Origin of the sequence: Mycolicibacterium chlorophenolicum (genome assembly GCF_001044235.1) — a bacterium.
Taxonomy (GTDB): domain Bacteria; phylum Actinomycetota; class Actinomycetes; order Mycobacteriales; family Mycobacteriaceae; genus Mycobacterium; species Mycobacterium chlorophenolicum.
The window spans coordinates 1-14,592 of record NZ_JYNL01000035.1 but is presented as its reverse complement, the minus strand read 5'-3'; the positions used below and the strand labels follow the sequence as shown (position 1 = coordinate 14,592).

The 14,592-nt window shown below is 67.1% G+C and carries 13 protein-coding genes and 1 pseudogene; 2 read left to right on the top strand and 12 right to left on the bottom strand.

Annotation, left to right across the window (positions count from 1 at the left end; all coding sequences use genetic code 11):
- Positions 1-26 precede the first annotated feature (26 nt).
- On the bottom strand, positions 27-1,490 hold the full coding sequence (locus MCHLDSM_RS17275; RefSeq protein ID WP_131722649.1) for a molybdopterin-dependent oxidoreductase: 1,464 nt from the start codon (positions 1,488-1,490) through the stop codon (positions 27-29).
- A gap of 49 nt (positions 1,491-1,539) precedes the next feature.
- Between MCHLDSM_RS17275 and MCHLDSM_RS40455 the strand changes: the two are divergent.
- Positions 1,540-1,650: pseudogene (locus tag MCHLDSM_RS40455) on the top strand (TetR family transcriptional regulator); the annotation flags it as partial.
- A gap of 3 nt (positions 1,651-1,653) precedes the next feature.
- Positions 1,654-2,157: a hypothetical protein gene (locus tag MCHLDSM_RS17270; RefSeq protein WP_060937702.1), complete on the top strand. Its 504-nt coding sequence runs from the start codon at positions 1,654-1,656 to the stop codon at positions 2,155-2,157.
- 136 nt (positions 2,158-2,293) lie between these two features.
- Here the strand turns inward: MCHLDSM_RS17270 and MCHLDSM_RS17265 are convergent, their stop codons facing one another.
- The 11 genes from MCHLDSM_RS17265 to MCHLDSM_RS17225 all read right to left on the bottom strand — a co-directional run bounded on the left by MCHLDSM_RS17265 (position 2,294) and on the right by MCHLDSM_RS17225 (position 14,175).
- Entirely contained in the window at positions 2,294-3,232 is a 939-nt protein-coding gene (locus tag MCHLDSM_RS17265; RefSeq protein WP_234714081.1) for a Gfo/Idh/MocA family protein, read from the bottom strand.
- Positions 3,233-3,437: 205 nt separating this feature from the next.
- Positions 3,438-4,538 (bottom strand): lysylphosphatidylglycerol synthase transmembrane domain-containing protein, encoded by a 1,101-nt coding sequence (locus tag MCHLDSM_RS17260; protein ID WP_048471228.1) that lies wholly within the window; start codon positions 4,536-4,538, stop codon positions 3,438-3,440.
- 170 nt (positions 4,539-4,708) lie between these two features.
- Entirely contained in the window at positions 4,709-6,334 is a 1,626-nt protein-coding gene (locus MCHLDSM_RS17255) for an NAD(P)-binding protein (RefSeq protein ID WP_174545968.1), read from the bottom strand.
- Positions 6,334-7,329 carry a thiamine pyrophosphate-dependent enzyme gene (locus MCHLDSM_RS17250; RefSeq protein ID WP_048471226.1) on the bottom strand — a complete coding sequence of 332 codons (996 nt, stop codon included), beginning with the start codon at positions 7,327-7,329 and terminating at the stop codon, positions 6,334-6,336. Before MCHLDSM_RS17250 ends, MCHLDSM_RS17255 begins: the two co-directional genes overlap by 1 nt.
- Positions 7,330-7,339: 10 nt before the next feature.
- The gene (locus MCHLDSM_RS17245) at positions 7,340-8,593 is read right to left on the bottom strand and encodes a pyruvate ferredoxin oxidoreductase (protein WP_048471225.1); all 1,254 of its coding nucleotides are present in this window, start codon (positions 8,591-8,593) and stop codon (positions 7,340-7,342) included.
- On the bottom strand, positions 8,577-9,167 hold the full coding sequence (locus MCHLDSM_RS17240; protein ID WP_048471245.1) for a 2-oxoacid:acceptor oxidoreductase family protein: 591 nt from the start codon (positions 9,165-9,167) through the stop codon (positions 8,577-8,579). The genes MCHLDSM_RS17245 and MCHLDSM_RS17240 overlap by 17 nt, the downstream gene beginning before the upstream one ends.
- A gap of 556 nt (positions 9,168-9,723) precedes the next feature.
- A complete protein-coding gene (locus MCHLDSM_RS17235) occupies positions 9,724-10,545 on the bottom strand; it encodes an Acg family FMN-binding oxidoreductase (RefSeq protein ID WP_407661961.1) in 822 nt (273 codons plus the stop codon).
- Entirely contained in the window at positions 10,545-10,721 is a 177-nt protein-coding gene (locus tag MCHLDSM_RS40450; RefSeq protein WP_407661962.1) for a nitroreductase family protein, read from the bottom strand. The genes MCHLDSM_RS17235 and MCHLDSM_RS40450 overlap by 1 nt, the downstream gene beginning before the upstream one ends.
- A gap of 172 nt (positions 10,722-10,893) precedes the next feature.
- Entirely contained in the window at positions 10,894-11,037 is a 144-nt protein-coding gene (locus MCHLDSM_RS38145; RefSeq protein ID WP_156455060.1) for a hypothetical protein, read from the bottom strand.
- Positions 11,034-13,742: a heavy metal translocating P-type ATPase gene (locus MCHLDSM_RS17230; protein WP_048471224.1), complete on the bottom strand. Its 2,709-nt coding sequence runs from the start codon at positions 13,740-13,742 to the stop codon at positions 11,034-11,036. Before MCHLDSM_RS17230 ends, MCHLDSM_RS38145 begins: the two co-directional genes overlap by 4 nt.
- A gap of 58 nt (positions 13,743-13,800) precedes the next feature.
- Entirely contained in the window at positions 13,801-14,175 is a 375-nt protein-coding gene (locus MCHLDSM_RS17225; protein WP_048471223.1) for a hypothetical protein, read from the bottom strand.
- Positions 14,176-14,592 lie beyond the last annotated feature (417 nt).

Below are 14,592 nucleotides of genomic sequence, written 5' to 3'. Positions count from 1 at the left end.
TACTCCCGAAGCGTCGACGGTGGATGCTACTGCGACACGCGGATCGTGATGGTGTGCCACCCGCTCGCGCCGAGCGGAAACGGCGGTCGCTGGCCGCCGTGTTGGACCTCGCCGGAGCGGCTGATCGCGCGCGCCTGAATGGTGTGGGTGCCCGGCGCCACGTCGAGCGTTGCCCGCCAGCGCCGCCACGACGACGGAGCCAGTTCGCGGGCAAGATCCGCCTGCTGCCATGCACCATCGTCGGCGCGCACCTCAACACCGCCGACACCGTGGGGCGGCGCCCACGCGACACCGGCGACGGTAGCCGCGCTGCCTGCTGATGCTTCGGCTGCCGGCACATCGATGCGGGCCTGCGGTTGAATCCACGCCGGCCGGTGCGGCCATCCGCGGGGCGACCAGTAGTCGGCGTGCGGACCAGCGACGAACTCCAGTTCCGACAGCCACTTCACGCCGGTGTACTGGCCGTAGATACCCGGTACGAACACCCGCGCCGGGAAGCCGTGCCGGGCCGGCAGCGGCTGGCCGTTCAACCCGATAACGACATACCCGCTCCACTCGCCCGACCGCAAGGGTTGCACCGGCAGCGACGCGGTAAAACCATCGACAGCCCGCGTTACCAGTGTCGTCGCGCGGTTCGATGGGTCGGCACGCTCGAGCACGGTCCGCAGCGGTACACCGAGCCAGCGACCGTTGCCGACCCGGTGTCCCCCGACCGGGTTGTGAATGCACACCATGACGGCATCGAACTCGTCAGCCTGCGCCGCCAGCTCGGCCAGCGACAACCGGTGGGGTCGCGCCACCAACCCCGTGACCGCGAGCCGCCACCGGTCCGGATCGACCAGTGGCGTGCCCAGATTGACGTCGGTGACATAAAGGTCGCCGATCGGGGTGATCAACGGCGAGAGGCCGGAAAGAGGTTTCGCGCCATCGTCGGGCATCGCCGCGCTCTGACGGGACCGGCCGGCGGCCTCATTCAGCGTGTCGTGCTGACGGTGGCGACGGGCCAACCGCGCGCGCGCCGCGAGGAGCCCGCCACCGCCGACCAATGCCACGGCTGCCTCACCTCGAAGGCTGGCTGGAGCGCGACGCAGGCCGATGGCCGTCGCGACGGCACCGCTCGCCGCGGCGGCGATGATGGTGGCCCAGGACCGCGGAGGGCGCCTTAAGGCCAGACCAGCCGTCGCGATGGCAAGCGCGGCCACGGCGGGCGGGCGAACGTTGGCCGGCAGCCCGGCCAGCGCGGTAGCGGTGCCGATCGCGGCGGCACCCACGCCGATGCGGATCGCGGCCTTATCCCGGCTGCCGAGGACTTCCACCGTGAGATCGACCACCAGCCGAGGGCTCCAGTCGACAACCGCCCTGCCGACTGTGTCGACCAGTGAGCTCCCCCCTATCGCGGCCACGACCTCGCTGACGCCCAGTCCCGCCAGCCCGGCCACCGCGGCGCCGCGCCAGCCGGGACGGCGGCGCCGCCTCAGAGGCCTCTTCATCTTCACTCCGCTCGTGACCTAGCGTGTATTGCTACTGATACACTAGCGTATCGTAAGCGATTGGGAAGGCCGGATCACGGAAGCTGCTCTGCAACTTTTGGCAGAGCAGGGGCTGGCTGGCCTGACCGTCGCAAGCCTCGCGCGGCGTTTGGGCGCTTCACGGATGACCTTGCGCCGCAACGGGATTACGCGAGACCGGGTGATCGAACTACTCAGTCTGCGGGCTGCCGAGGAGTATCAGCGCGCTGTGTGGCCGACGTTGGTGTCGGCAGGCACCGGCCTGGACCGTCTGGACCTAGCCCTGCGGGAAATCTGCCGGGTCGCCGACCCTTGGCGTTTCCTGCTGGTCGGCTTGTTCGCCGAGGACGGTGGCATCTTCCACGAACCCGACGACGCTACCGGCGATGACCGTGCCCGCGCGGTGGCGACCCGAAGCGTCTTCGTCGGGCCCCTCGCGCGGTTGCTGCGCGACGGCGCGCTGGACGATACCCTGGTGAAGATCGACGATGTCGATGAGACCGCGACGGTGCTGTTCAACCAAGTGGGCTGGACCTATCTCGCGCTGCGGGTGGGGCAGCGATGGACACAAGAACGCGCGCAAGTCGCGGTCGTCACGCTGGCTCTGGCAGCCCTGACCGCATCACCTCAGGGCAAGCCTGCCCGGTGATCTGCAGGGTGATGCGAAGTGTGCCCGCGCCGGTGTTAAGAGTGAAGAAAGCTTCGGAAGGACCTGTGTTGTCGTTCGTCGAATACCACTGCCTTCAGCCGTGATTCACTGCTGCTGGCACCATCGATTCGTACGTTCAGCTGGGCTCGCGCAGCGGCAGGCCGGCAGTGCGATAGATCGCGTCGATGACGGTCATGTTCTCGACCGCGTCCTGCGGCGTCGTCTTCACTGCTTGGCCGCGCAGCACTGCCGCGGCGAATGCATCGAGTTGATAGGCGTAGGACGCGCGGCGCGAAAATTGCTCCACGCGTTCGCCGTCGGCTGATCGGACGCAGAGCCGGTGGAAGAGCTGGGGCATGACCGGATTGAGCACCCGCAGCTCGCCCTGGTCGCCCACCACCCTTGCGCTCATCTGCAGTAGATTCGCCGACCACATCGAGCAGCGGACCCGGCCAGTGTGCCCGCCCGGGAACCGCAACTCCGCCGTCATGGCACGGTCGATCTGCGGATCACGCAGTTTGCCCTGTGCCGAAACAACTTCCGGAGTTCCGCCGCCGAACGTGCGAACCATGTGGACCGCATAGCAGCCGGCGTCCATCGTCGCGCCTCCGGCGAGCGAGTAGTTGTAGCGGATGTTGGAGAACTGCGGCAGGGGATAGCACAGGGTCGCCTCCAACCGCTGGAGCTTGCCCAGTTCGCCCGAGGCGATGATCTGCTCGATTCGCAAAGCCAGTGGGTGATAGCGGTAATGGAACGCCTCCATCACCACCCGGACGGACTTCGCGGCGAGTTCGGCGACTTCACGGGATTCGGCGGCGTTGGCGGTGAACGGTTTTTCGCACAGTACGTGCTTGCCGGTGGCCAGGGCGGCTCGGGTCCATCGGCCGTGCAAGCTGTTGGGCAGCGGATTGTAAATCGCGTCAAGGTCCGGTTCGGCGATTAGCGTTTCGTAGCTTTCGTGCACCCGGGTGATGTCGTGTTTCGCAGCGAAGGCCCGTGCATGCGATGCGTCGCGCGCCGCCACGGCGGCGACCACGACCTCGGCGTTGGATTTGGCCGGCTTGATGAGCGCCATCGGTGCGATGCGTGCCGCGCCCAGGATACCGATCCGCAACGGGGCCGCCTCTTTTGCAGTCACGGACGGAAGCTAACACTTGTCGCGGCTCGTTCGATGTCCCGACAAGTCGGAGGCGACTCCGGACCAAAGTAGGCTCCGAAGGTGGCCGAATGCCCGCCAGCGCGTCCGCTTGGTGGCCTACACACGGCGCGTCGCCGGCCCCTCAGGGATCGTCGGCCGCGGGTTTGGGTTCAGCGTCGATGCCGCCTCGTTCGGCGGCATCCGGATCGATCTGGCTCTCGGCGCGGAACAGGACGACGAACAGTATCCAGCCGATCGCGGCGAGGAACAGCCAGCTGATCAGCCGGTAGATCAGCATCGCCGAAATCGCGTGGTGCGCCGACATGCCGCTGGACACTAGGCCGGGCACCAGCACCGCCTCCACGACCAGCAGCCCGCCGGGCGTCAGAGGGATCGATCCGACCGCACGGGCTGCAGCGTAGGCGACGGTCAGCCCGGCCAGCGACGGTGCACCGCCGACGGCCCACGCCGCGAACAACAGGCACGCCACGTCGGCGATCCAGTTGAGCAGCGACCAGCTGAATGCGGCGCCGAGCTCGCGGCGGCTCAGGTTGACCGCCTTGAGTTGGTCGAGCGTTTCGCGCCACTTGGGTAGCCCGTTGTTGGGCGGTTTGGCGCGCAGCGCGTTGACCCAGGACAGAACGCGTGCCCCGATCCCGTCAATCAGGTCGGGGTGGGCCGCGACAGTCTGGGCCAGCACGATCAACGCAATGAAGCCGCCGAGACTGAAGATCAGCGAAAAGGGGTTGTTCTTTGCCCCGAGCAGAAACGCCCCGCCCAACCCGAGCAGCGCCAACCCAACGATCTGTAACACGCCCGCGATCACCAGCTGCCAGGACGCGACCACCGGTGAGGCGCCCCACCTGCGCTGCTGGCGGTAGATGAAGGTGGTAGAGAGCACCGGCCCGCCGGGCAGCGTGGTGCTCAATGCGTTACCCGCGTAATAGGCTGCCTCCGAACGCCATTGCTTCACCCTCACACCGGCCGACTGCAGCAATGTGCGCTGAATCCGGGCGAAGCTGTGCATCGATGCCAGCGCGGCCAGCACCGCCGCCAGCACCCACCACCACTTGGCGGTGTACACGCTGCGCCACGCGCGGGCCAACTGGTCCCACACCAGCACGAGCTCAATGCCGATCACCACGGCGGTGACGCCCAGGATCACCCAGCGCAGCCACCAGTACCTTCCCTGCCGGTATCCCTCGCTGCGGGTGGCGTGGTTGACCGGCGCGTCGTGCGACACGGGGCTGCTGGTAGCTGCGCAGCGGTCGGCCCCATTTGCCGACGGCAGGAGCGTGTGAATCCGCAATGAGCCACGCCAGTGGCGTTTGTGCTCAAAAGTGCTGTGCCAGTTGTGAAAGGCCACTGTCGTCTGCCGCATCGCCTTAGAAGTTGTGTGAATAAACGGATTTCTCAGGTCTGCTCGGGGTTCATTTCGATGGCGCCGCTCGGGCATTCGGCGACGCAGAGGCCGCAGCCTTTGCAGTAGTCGTAGTCGATGGCGTAACGGTTTCCGGGTTCGAGCTTGATGACGGCGTTGTCGGGGCAGACGCCGAAGCAGTTGTCGCAGTTGAAGCAGTTGCCGCAGGACAGGCACCGCCGGGCCTCGAACAGTGCGGTGGATTCGTCGAGCCCGCCCTCTATTTCGTCGAAAGTGGTGACCCGGCGGGCCGGGTCGAGCTTGGGGCGGATGGTCGCGGGCGCGTCGCTGTAGTACCAGGTGTTGAGCAGGTTGTAACTGGCGATCGCGGGTTTGGTGGCTGGCTGGTACGGCTGGCCGCCCAGCCACGAGTCGATGGCGCGCGCCGCTTTCTTGCCATGCCCGATGGCGGAAGTGGCGGTGCGCTCACCGGGCACCATGTCGCCGCCAGCGAAGATGCCCGGGTGGCCGGTCATCAGGTTCGGGTCAACTATGAGCTCGCCGTCGCGCTGCTCGACGCCGTCCAAATTGGACAGTAGGGAAAGGTCGGATGTCTGTCCGAGCGCGAGGATGACGGTGTCGGCGGCGAGTTCTTCGAATTCGCCCGTGGGCTGGGGTAGTCCGGAGTCGTCGAGCCGCATCTTCTCCACGGTGATGGCGCCGTGGTCGGCGTGCGCGATGGTGGCGAGCCATTTCATCCTGACGCCTTCGTCTTGAGCGTCGGTGATCTCGGTGTCGTGGGCCGGCATGTTGTCGCGGCTGCGCCGGTAGACGACGAGCGCGTCGGTCGCGCCTAGGCGTTTCGCGGTGCGGGCAGCGTCCATGGCCGTGTTCCCGCCGCCGTAGACCACGACCTGGCGGCCGAGCAGTGGCCGGTGCGGCCCTTCGACATCGTGCAGTACGGAGACGGCGTTGAGGATCCGGGCCGAGTCGCCGGCAGGTATGTAGGCGCGTTTGCCGATCGCGGCCCCGACAGCGAGGAAGGCGGCCTGGAAGCCACCAGCGCGCATGGCGGCTGGGACATCGGTGACCTGGCGGCCGAGTTCCAGCGTGACGCCGAGGTCCCGGACCCGCTCGATTTCGACGTCGAGGATCTCACGGGGGAGCCGGTAGCGCGGGATGCCGTAGCGCATCATGCCACCGGCAGCCTCGCCGGCGTCGACTATCGTGACGGCGTGGCCGAGCCGCCGAAGGTGATACGCGGCCGACAGGCCGCCCGGGCCCGCGCCGATCACCAGCACCGACTTTCCGGTGCCAGCGGCCGCCGCCTCAGTGGTCCATCCCCGCTTGATGGCCTCGTCGCCGAGGAAGCGTTCCACTGAGTTGATGCCCACCGCCTCGTCAAGCTGGCCGCGGTTGCAGGCACTCTGGCATGGCCGGTAACAGACCCGGCCCATCACGGCAGGGAACGGATTGTCGGCCATGATCTGGCGCCACGCGCCCTCGTAGCCGCCTTCTTCGGCGTGGTAGAGCCATTGCTGGATGTTCTCCCCGGCGGGGCAGGCGTTGTTGCAGGGCGGCAGCAGGTCGCGGTAGACCGGCCGTTCGGTCCGCCAGGAACCGGTCTTGTTCGCCAGGCTCGATCCGACGTCGAGCGTGATCGCGAACGGCTTGTCCATCACGGCTCTCCCAGCAGATCGAACTTGCGGATGTTGCGCTCGGCGATGCCTTGAATGCGCGCGATGATGTCGGTGCGCGGATTCTTGCCGAACAGGTGCGCGTAGCGGCCTTGAATGCTCAGGTAGTCCTCGACAGGCAGCTGCCGGCGGATCTTCGACGTGCTGATGATTTCTCCGTGTTCGGCCTCGAAGACGGGGAAGAGCCCGGTTTCCTTGGCCAGCCGGGCGATGCGCACGGTGTCCCGGGAAGCGCTGTCCCAGCCCAGCGGGCACGGCACGAAAATGTGGATGTAGCGCGCGCCGCGGAAATCCATCGCCCGACGCACCTTGTACTCGAGGTCGCGCAGCTCTGCGACGGTCGCGGTTGCCACATAGGGGATTTCGTGGGCCAGCGCGATCGCGGGTAGGTTCTTGCCCTGTCCGAATACGTTGCCGGGATCCGGTCCGACCGCGGGGGTTGTGGTGGTGCGTGCGGCCGGCGGGGTGGCGCCGGACCGTTGCACCCCGGTGTTCATGTATGCCTCGTTGTCGTAGCACAGGTACAGCACGTCGTCGTTGCGCTCGAACATCCCTGACAGGCAAGCGAATCCGATGTCCACGGTGCCTCCGTCGCCACCTTGGCCGACCACGCGCACATCGGTGCGGCCCTTGGCCTTCATCGCCGCGGCGACCCCGGTAGCTACGGCAGGTGCGTTGCCGAACAGCGAGTGCAGCCAGGGAATCCGCCAGGAGGTTTCGGGATACGGCGTGGAGAAGACTTCCAGGCAGCCGGTCGCGTTCACGGCGATCAGCTGGTTGGCGGTGGCGCGCATCGCCGCGTCGAGGGCGTAGCGGGCTCCCAACGCCTCACCGCAGCCTCGGCAGGCGCGATGTCCGGAATTGAGCGAGTTGGTGCGTTCGGTGCTCGCCTGCACAGATGTCTGCTCCGGTTCGAGCAAGCGGTTGCCGACCACAAAGCTTCCGGTCTGGTAGAACTTGATGGGCTGCACGGGCATTGGCGTTTCCTCACCTGATCCGAGGGGCGATCGCGCCGACGTCGGCGAGCATGTTCTCGGCGTGCGGGCCGGACCGCCGGGTGGCCAGCATCCTCTGCAGTTCCCGGTCGATCAGCGACCGGTTGAGATCGAGGAAAGACACCGGCTCCAGCGCGTCGGCCAGTGCGTCGGTGAACGCGTTGTGCAGCGACGTCTTGGTGATCGCACGCCCGCCTAGTCCCGCGATTATGGTGTGAACCCGCACCGCGGTGCCGGACAGGGCCATTTGTACGTCGGTCGAGACGATCCCGCCGACACCGACGGAGAACGCCTTCTCCACGACCACAACCTGTTTCGCGTGAGCGAGTACGGAACGTATGGCGTCGGCCGGAAACGGGCGGTAGCTGGTGATCCCGAGCGCACCGATTCGCGCGTTGGTCTCGCGCAGTACATCGACGGTGTCGCAGATGGTACCCAGCACCGAGCCCAGCGCGATCACGATCGTGTCGGCGTCCTCGGTGCGGTAGGGGTGGATGAGCCCGCCGGAGTCGCGCCCGAAGGTTTCGGCGAAACGGTCGGCGATATCGGGAATCGCCTCGATCGCCTGTAGGTGCTTGAGATGCGCGAGATAGCGGACCTCGGTGAAGGCGTCCGGTCCCACCATCGCTCCGATGGATACCGGTTCGGCGGGGTCGAGCACCTGACGCGGCTCGTAGCTGGGCAGGAATGCGTCTACCTGTTCTTGGCTGGGCAGATCGACCCGCTCGACGGCGTGGGTGAGCACGAACCCGTCCATGCACACCATCACCGGCACCGACAGTTCCTCGGCGATGCGGAACGCCTGGCAGTGCAAGTCGGCCGCTTCCTGGTTGGTGCGGGCGTAGAGCTGGATCCAACCCGAGTCGCGGTGCGACATCGAGTCGCTGTGGTCGTTCCAGATGTTGATCGGCGCGCCGATCGCCCGGTTCGCCACCGTCATCACGATCGGCAGGCCCAGCCCGGCGGCGTTGTACACGGCCTCGGACATGTAGAGCAGGCCCTGGCTCGCGGTCGCCGTATAGGCGCGTGCTCCGGCCGCGGAGGCGCCGATCGCCACCGACATCGCGGCGAACTCCGACTCCACGTTGACGAACTCGCAGGGCTTGAGTTCGCCCCGCTTCACCAGCCTGGAAAGCGCTTCCACGATGTGGGTCTGCGGGGAGATCGGATAGGCACAGATCACCTCCGGCCGGCACAGCGCGACGGCTTGCGCGACCGCCTGGGAACCCTCAATTTGCCGCAACACCAGCTAGCCCCCTCATTTCGGTTCGCACGAAATCGAAGGCGCTGCGGGCGGCAGCGACGTTGCCGTCTGCGACTGTTCCGGTGAACCGCTCGCGAATCGCCGCGACCACCGAATCCGGTGAGACCCGCCCGGTGAGGGCGGCAAACCCACCGAGCAGCACCACGTTGGGCACCGGTCGGCCGAGGTGTTCGCGGGCCAGGTCGGTCGCCGGCACCGCCAGTATCCGGTCGGGTCGGAAACCTTCGAGGAACTCGCCGAGGCCCAGCTGCGCGAGGCTGCGCGATGAATTGATCAACAGGTAGCCCGCCGGTGCCAGGCCGTCGAACACTGCAACCTGGTGCAGCAGGGTGGCGTCCTGCACGATCAGCGCGTCAGGGCGGACCACCGGCTCGCGTGAGCGGATCTCCTTTTCGTCGATGCGGCAGAACGCGGCCACCGGGGCGCCGGTGCGCTCGGAACCGAAACTCGGGAAGGCCTGGGCATACTTGCCGTCGAGGAACGCCGCAACTGACAGCAATCCCGCCGCGGTAACCACGCCCTGACCGCCACGTCCATGGATACGAACCTCAAACATCGACACCCTTTCCGCCGGTCGCCATCCACTCTTGTTTCCACCGCTGGCCGCACACCAGAGACCAAAGCCCCCGCACGCGGTGACCTATGGCCGCGCGCGGTGGCGGGCTTGGCCGGTGTCAAGGTGTGGTGGTGGGATGCATTGGTAGAAGGCCCGATAGCTAACGCCGGGGCGAAGGGGCGCGATTGAGACAGGCCCGTTCCATGCATGTTGTGCCGCTGTGGGGTTAGGAATGTCCGAACCGATCATCACCGCGCGGCCGGTGCGCACTAGCGACCGGAGTATGGCCACCCAGGAGAGCGGATGCACACGTTGAATGTCGAGCAGGAGGACTTGCGGTCTAATCGGCAGACTAATCGGCAGATTCTGCGGGGAGGCGGCCAACGAGTTCAGCGCGGTCTGTATTGCTGTCTTCGAGAAGGGCATCGACTCCACGGGAGTGTTCAACACCGTCATGGACTTCGTGTAGAACATGAACGAGATTCCGGACACGAAGGCGATGGACAAACTGGAGTACGCCGTGGACCTGATGGACGAGACCGCGGGGCTGCGGGGGCTACGGCCGGTCAAACGCCGATCCGTCGAGCCTCTCGACGACCGCGCCCAGTGGGAGGCGAGGAGTCGCAGGCAGCGGGTCGGCATTTGCCGGTGCCCACCCGATGCGCAGCAGCATCTGCGGGAACCCGCTGACGCCGAAGACGTCGGTCTGCACGGCATCTCGTGTTTCAGCGATCTCCAATGGCTCGGTCACCGGGCAGCTCGCCAACCCCTGTGCGGTGGCGGTCAGCAGCACCAGACTGGTGGCCTCGCCGGCGCGCAGTCTGGCCAGCGGAGTGTCGTCTTTGGTGCCCAGCGCCAGCACGACCGCGTTGTCGTCTGCCGGTTCGGTATCGGGGGGCTGGGACAGTGCAGCACCCGGCGAACAGTCGGCCCGGCAGCGGTGCCGCCGGATCGGAGGGCGGTATGTCGCGGGCGGCACACCGGCCACCGATGCGTTCTGTCCACTCCACGTAGGCAGCTCGGCGAGATAGTCGTCATCGGTGGCGTGTTGCCATACCGCTTGCGCGACAATGCGCCGCAGCTTCGGAAGTGAAATAACTTCGCGCAGCATCACCCCGCTGCTTGCCGCGCGCGTACCCATGACGGTGGTGTCGCCGGCCGGCACATGCCACGAGCTGTAGTGCCGCCGGTCGGTGCGCTGCCGCGGAATCGCCGCGGCCAGCGTCACATCGAGGTCCGTGGCGGGGTGGCGGTGAACCTTCACGGCGGCAAGATGTTCGGGTTCGGCCGGATTGGGGAACCGGTGGACGTTGGCCTGCCAACCCATAGCAGCAAGTGCCACCACGCAGTGGTGAAGCGCCGCGCCGCAGCTGAGCATCAGGTCCCGGCGGTCGGGGTCGGTGCTGGGCAGATGCCCTCGAGATCGGCGTACAGATGCAAGCTGTTCGCGCCGATCCGCCACCGCCATGGCTGAGAGTTGTGCGCCGACGGCGCCCGGGTGGCCATGGACAAGACTGTGCGGATCGTCTCGAGCTCCGGAGAATGAGCGCTCATCAGAAGACTGCTTCCTGTTGACACTTCTGGTGTTCCACACTGGCGCCGCGCCGCGGTTACGCTTCGAGGCGAAGGTCCCCGCTTTCCGGGACTTCTGCCGCCGTCACCAGCGAACCAGAGTTCCTCCCCCGGAGGGGGTTTCGATGCTCAACGCACCGTTCATTTGCTCGGCTCACTGACGCAGGTTGGCCAGGCCACTGCCGTTGACGCCGGCCGAGGTGCTGGGTAGGTCACGCGCCAGCCCGGCGTCGGGCGTGCCCAGCGGCTCGACCGGTGCGGCGCTCGTTGCCGTGTCCGGCCATCGTGACGTGGTCATCGCGCGCCGTTCGCCGCCGTGGTGTAGTGGTTAGGGTCGGCGTCGAAGGTGTTGGCGCAGTGCGGGGAGCAGAAGTACACGGTGGTGCCGTCCACGACGCGTTGCTCGGTGTCCGTGGCGGGTGTCAGTTCCATGCCGCATACCGGGTCGACCGTCGTGGTTTGTCGGCGTGCGTCGACTTGCTCAGTGTGGGTTTCGACGCGGGGCTCGGTGGTGACCTGCTCGGCCGCGGGTAGCGGGGTGGTCTTCCAGCGGCGCAGTCGGTTGGCGTTGCCGACGACGGACAGCGACGACAGCGCCATCGCTGCCGCGGCGATCATCGGCGACAGTCGCAGCCCGAGCATTGGGTAGAGCACTCCGGCGGCGAGGGGGATGCCGACGGCGTTGTAGACCAGAGCGAAGAACAGGTTCTGGCGGATGTTGCGCATGGTGGAGCGCGACAGGCGGATGGCGGTGACCACCCCGGCCAGTGAGCCCGAGATCAGCGTGATGTCGGCGGCTTCGATCGCGACGTCGGCGCCGGTGCCGATCGCCAGGCCAACGTCGGCCTGGGCCAGCGCCGGGGCGTCGTTGATGCCGTCGCCGACCATGCCGACCCGGCGTCTTTCTGCTTGCAGGCGGCGGATTTCGCCGGCTTTATGCTCGGGCAGCACCTCGGCCAACACCCTGGTCACGCCGACTTGCCGGGCGATCGCGGCAGCAGTGCGGGCGTTGTCACCGGTGATCATGACGACCTCCACACCGAGGCGGCGCAAAGCGGTGATCGCGGCGGCCGAGTCCGCCTTGACGGTGTCCGCAACCGCGAACACCCCGGCAGCCCGCCCGTCCACCGCTGCCAGGATCGGCGTCTTACCTTCCCCGGACAGTTGCACGCTGATCGGGTCGAGGGCACTCGTGTCGATTCCGGCGTCGCCCAGCAGGCGCGCGGTGCCCACCACCACGGCGTGCCCCGCGACGGTGGCTTGCACGCCTTTGCCGGTGATCGAGTCGAACCCAGAGACCCTCGGCACGGCGAGGTTGCGGTCGCGGGCCGCGGCGGTGATCGCGGCGGCCAACGGGTGCTCGCTGTCAGATTCCGCGGCCGCGACCAGAGCCAGCAGCTCCTGCCCGCCGAACACCCCGATGGTGGCGATGTCGGTCAGCGCCGGTTTACCGGCGGTGATGGTGCCGGTCTTGTCCAACACGATGGTGTCGAGTTTGTGCGCGGTCTCCAATGCCTCGGCCGAGCGGATCAGGATACCGGCGCGGGCGCCTTTGCCAGTACCGACCATGATGGACAACGGCGTGGCCAGCCCGAGCGCGCACGGGCAGGCGATTATCAGCACGGCGACTGCAGACACCAGCGCCAGGGTCAGCGTGGGTGGCGGGCCGGCCACAAACCAGACGGCGAACGCGGCGATCGCAATGGCCATCACGACCGGCACGAAGTAGGCCGAGGTCGCATCCGCCAAGCGCTGGATCGGGGCCTTTGACGCTTGCGCCTGCTGCACCATTTTGATGATCTGGGCCAGCATGCTGTCGGCGCCGACCTTGGTCGCGCGCACCCGCAGTGAGCCGGTGGTGTTGATGGTGGCGCCGATCACCGTGTCACCAGGATGTTTGCTCACCGGCATCGATTCCCCGGTGACCATCGACTCATCCACCGCGGACTGCCCGGTCAGGACGGTGGCGTCGACCGGGATCTTCTCCCCAGGCCGGATCAGAACCTCATCGCCGGCGATGACCTCGTCGACGGGGATTTCGGTTTCGACGCCGCCGCGCACGACACGGGCGGCGCGCGCCTGCAGCCCGAGTAGCGCGCGGATGGCTTCGCCGGTGCCGGCCTTGGCGCGCGCCTCGAACAACCGGCCCAACAAGATCAGGGTGAGGATCACGCCAACGGCTTCGAAGTAGACCTCCCGTAGGTCGGCGGGCAGCAGTCTCGGGGCGACGGTGACCAGCAGGCTGTACCCGTAGGCGGCGGTCGTACCCAGGGTGATCAGGCTGTTCATGTCCGCGCCGCGATGGGCAAGCGTCAGCCAGCCGGTGCGGTGGATCGGCCAGCCGGTGTAAAACATCACCGGGGTGATCAACGCCAGTTGCACCCAGTGGTTGAGCAACACGGCGGGCACCCAGTGCGCGCCGAAGAGCGATTGCGCCATCACCGCGAACAACACCGGCGCGGTCAGCACCGCCCCGATCAGCACCCGCCGTGTCAGATCGGCGATCTCCGTGCGCCGCTCCTCGGCTTGCGCGGCCTCCACGTCCACGGCGGCCGCAGCGGCGGTTGCTTGCGGCGGGGCGGCCTGCTCGGCCGGGTGCTCATCACCGTTCGGCACAACCGGTTCCTCGCCGCGTTCAACGACCAGGGTGCCGTGGATCATGTTCATCCCGCAGGCGAACCCGAACGAACCGGACTGCGCCGGAGTGAACCGAACCGTAGTGCGCTTGTAGGCCGGCGTAGCCGCGCTGAGCTGAAGATCGGGAAACACGACGTGGGAGGTACAGTCGCCGCTCTCCTGCCGATCGAACACCATTTCCACGGGCAGTCCCTGCCGTACCTTGATGACGTCGGGGCTGTAGCCGCCCCGAACGGTCACCGCGACCCGCTGCACCCCACCGTCCAGTTGGGCCATACGAGCTCGGCGGGGGCCGAAGAAGAACCAGCCCAGCCCTGCGATGGCCGCGACGGCTGCAACGACCACGACGATATCGGCGACGGTCATCACATGCTCGTCCGCAGATCTCGGTTTGCAGCGCTTGGCGGAATGCGTTGGCCGGTAGTCATGTTCGGCGTCCGCAGGCCAGCTCGTGCATGCGGGATTGGTAGGTGGCGGCATCGATATCTCCGGCGAGACGCTCGCGGATCACGAGGCCCTCGGCGATCAACAGGGCAATGCGATCTTTTCTGATCAGCCCCGGCGTCGATGCTTCCCGCGGCTGCGGTGTGCGGCGCGCGGGCGAGGCGCCGGTGCTGCCCTGGTGGGCGGCGGTGTTCGCTGTGCTGCTGGCCTTTTTGGCGATGGATCGGCGGCGGTAGCGACGCCGCGTCGACGCGGCTGCCAACGCGACCAGTGTCAGGACGAGCAGCACGCCGATCCCGGTCGCCAGCCCGTAGCCGCCGCCGACATCTCCATAGCCAGTCATGAACGTGCTCACCTTTCTTCGACGTCCGCCGTGGATCCGCTCACGGGACAGGCACGTTCCAAGACCGGAAACCCTCGCTTTAGGCCGGGTTCGACGAGACGTTCACCAAAGAGCGCACGCCGAGCGATATTCATGCTCACGCACATCTCCTACCAGCAGATAGCGGGTGGCGCCGTCGCCGTGCCCGAGTCCCACCGGCAGATCGTGGCGGCTGCGACGCTCACACCTGTTGTCCCCGTCGACACTTCGCTCAGATACCCACCGGCGGCAGGGGCTTTCGGCCTCAGCGAAGAAGCAGAACGTCACTAGCTGTACTGCCCAGAGAGGTTGGTCGAGAAAGTGTGACGACGCGCTGTAGCGGTCGTTGATGGGAGAAGGTCCCCTGTCGTGGAGTGGAGCTGCTACCACTTCACGACAGGGGACCTTCTC

What these genes read in the sequence shown, in the direction of transcription:
- MCHLDSM_RS17235 (WP_407661961.1), bottom strand. Translation starts at nt 10,545, where the DNA reads ATGCTCAGCTGCGGCGCGGCGCTTCACCACTGCGTGGTGGCACTTGCT.
- MCHLDSM_RS17250 (WP_048471226.1), bottom strand. Translation starts at nt 7,329, where the DNA reads ATGCCCGTGCAGCCCATCAAGTTCTACCAGACCGGAAGCTTTGTGGTC.
- MCHLDSM_RS17275 (WP_131722649.1), bottom strand. Translation starts at nt 1,490, where the DNA reads ATGAAGAGGCCTCTGAGGCGGCGCCGCCGTCCCGGCTGGCGCGGCGCC.
- MCHLDSM_RS17255 (WP_174545968.1), bottom strand. Translation starts at nt 6,334, where the DNA reads ATGGACAAGCCGTTCGCGATCACGCTCGACGTCGGATCGAGCCTGGCG.
- MCHLDSM_RS17265 (WP_234714081.1), bottom strand. Translation starts at nt 3,232, where the DNA reads ATGGCGCTCATCAAGCCGGCCAAATCCAACGCCGAGGTCGTGGTCGCC.
- MCHLDSM_RS38145 (WP_156455060.1), bottom strand. Translation starts at nt 11,037, where the DNA reads ATGACCACGTCACGATGGCCGGACACGGCAACGAGCGCCGCACCGGTC.
- MCHLDSM_RS40450 (WP_407661962.1), bottom strand. Translation starts at nt 10,721, where the DNA reads ATGAGCGCTCATTCTCCGGAGCTCGAGACGATCCGCACAGTCTTGTCC.
- MCHLDSM_RS17230 (WP_048471224.1), bottom strand. Translation starts at nt 13,742, where the DNA reads ATGACCGTCGCCGATATCGTCGTGGTCGTTGCAGCCGTCGCGGCCATC.
- MCHLDSM_RS17240 (WP_048471245.1), bottom strand. Translation starts at nt 9,167, where the DNA reads ATGTTTGAGGTTCGTATCCATGGACGTGGCGGTCAGGGCGTGGTTACC.
- MCHLDSM_RS17270 (WP_060937702.1), top strand. Translation starts at nt 1,654, where the DNA reads ATGACCTTGCGCCGCAACGGGATTACGCGAGACCGGGTGATCGAACTA.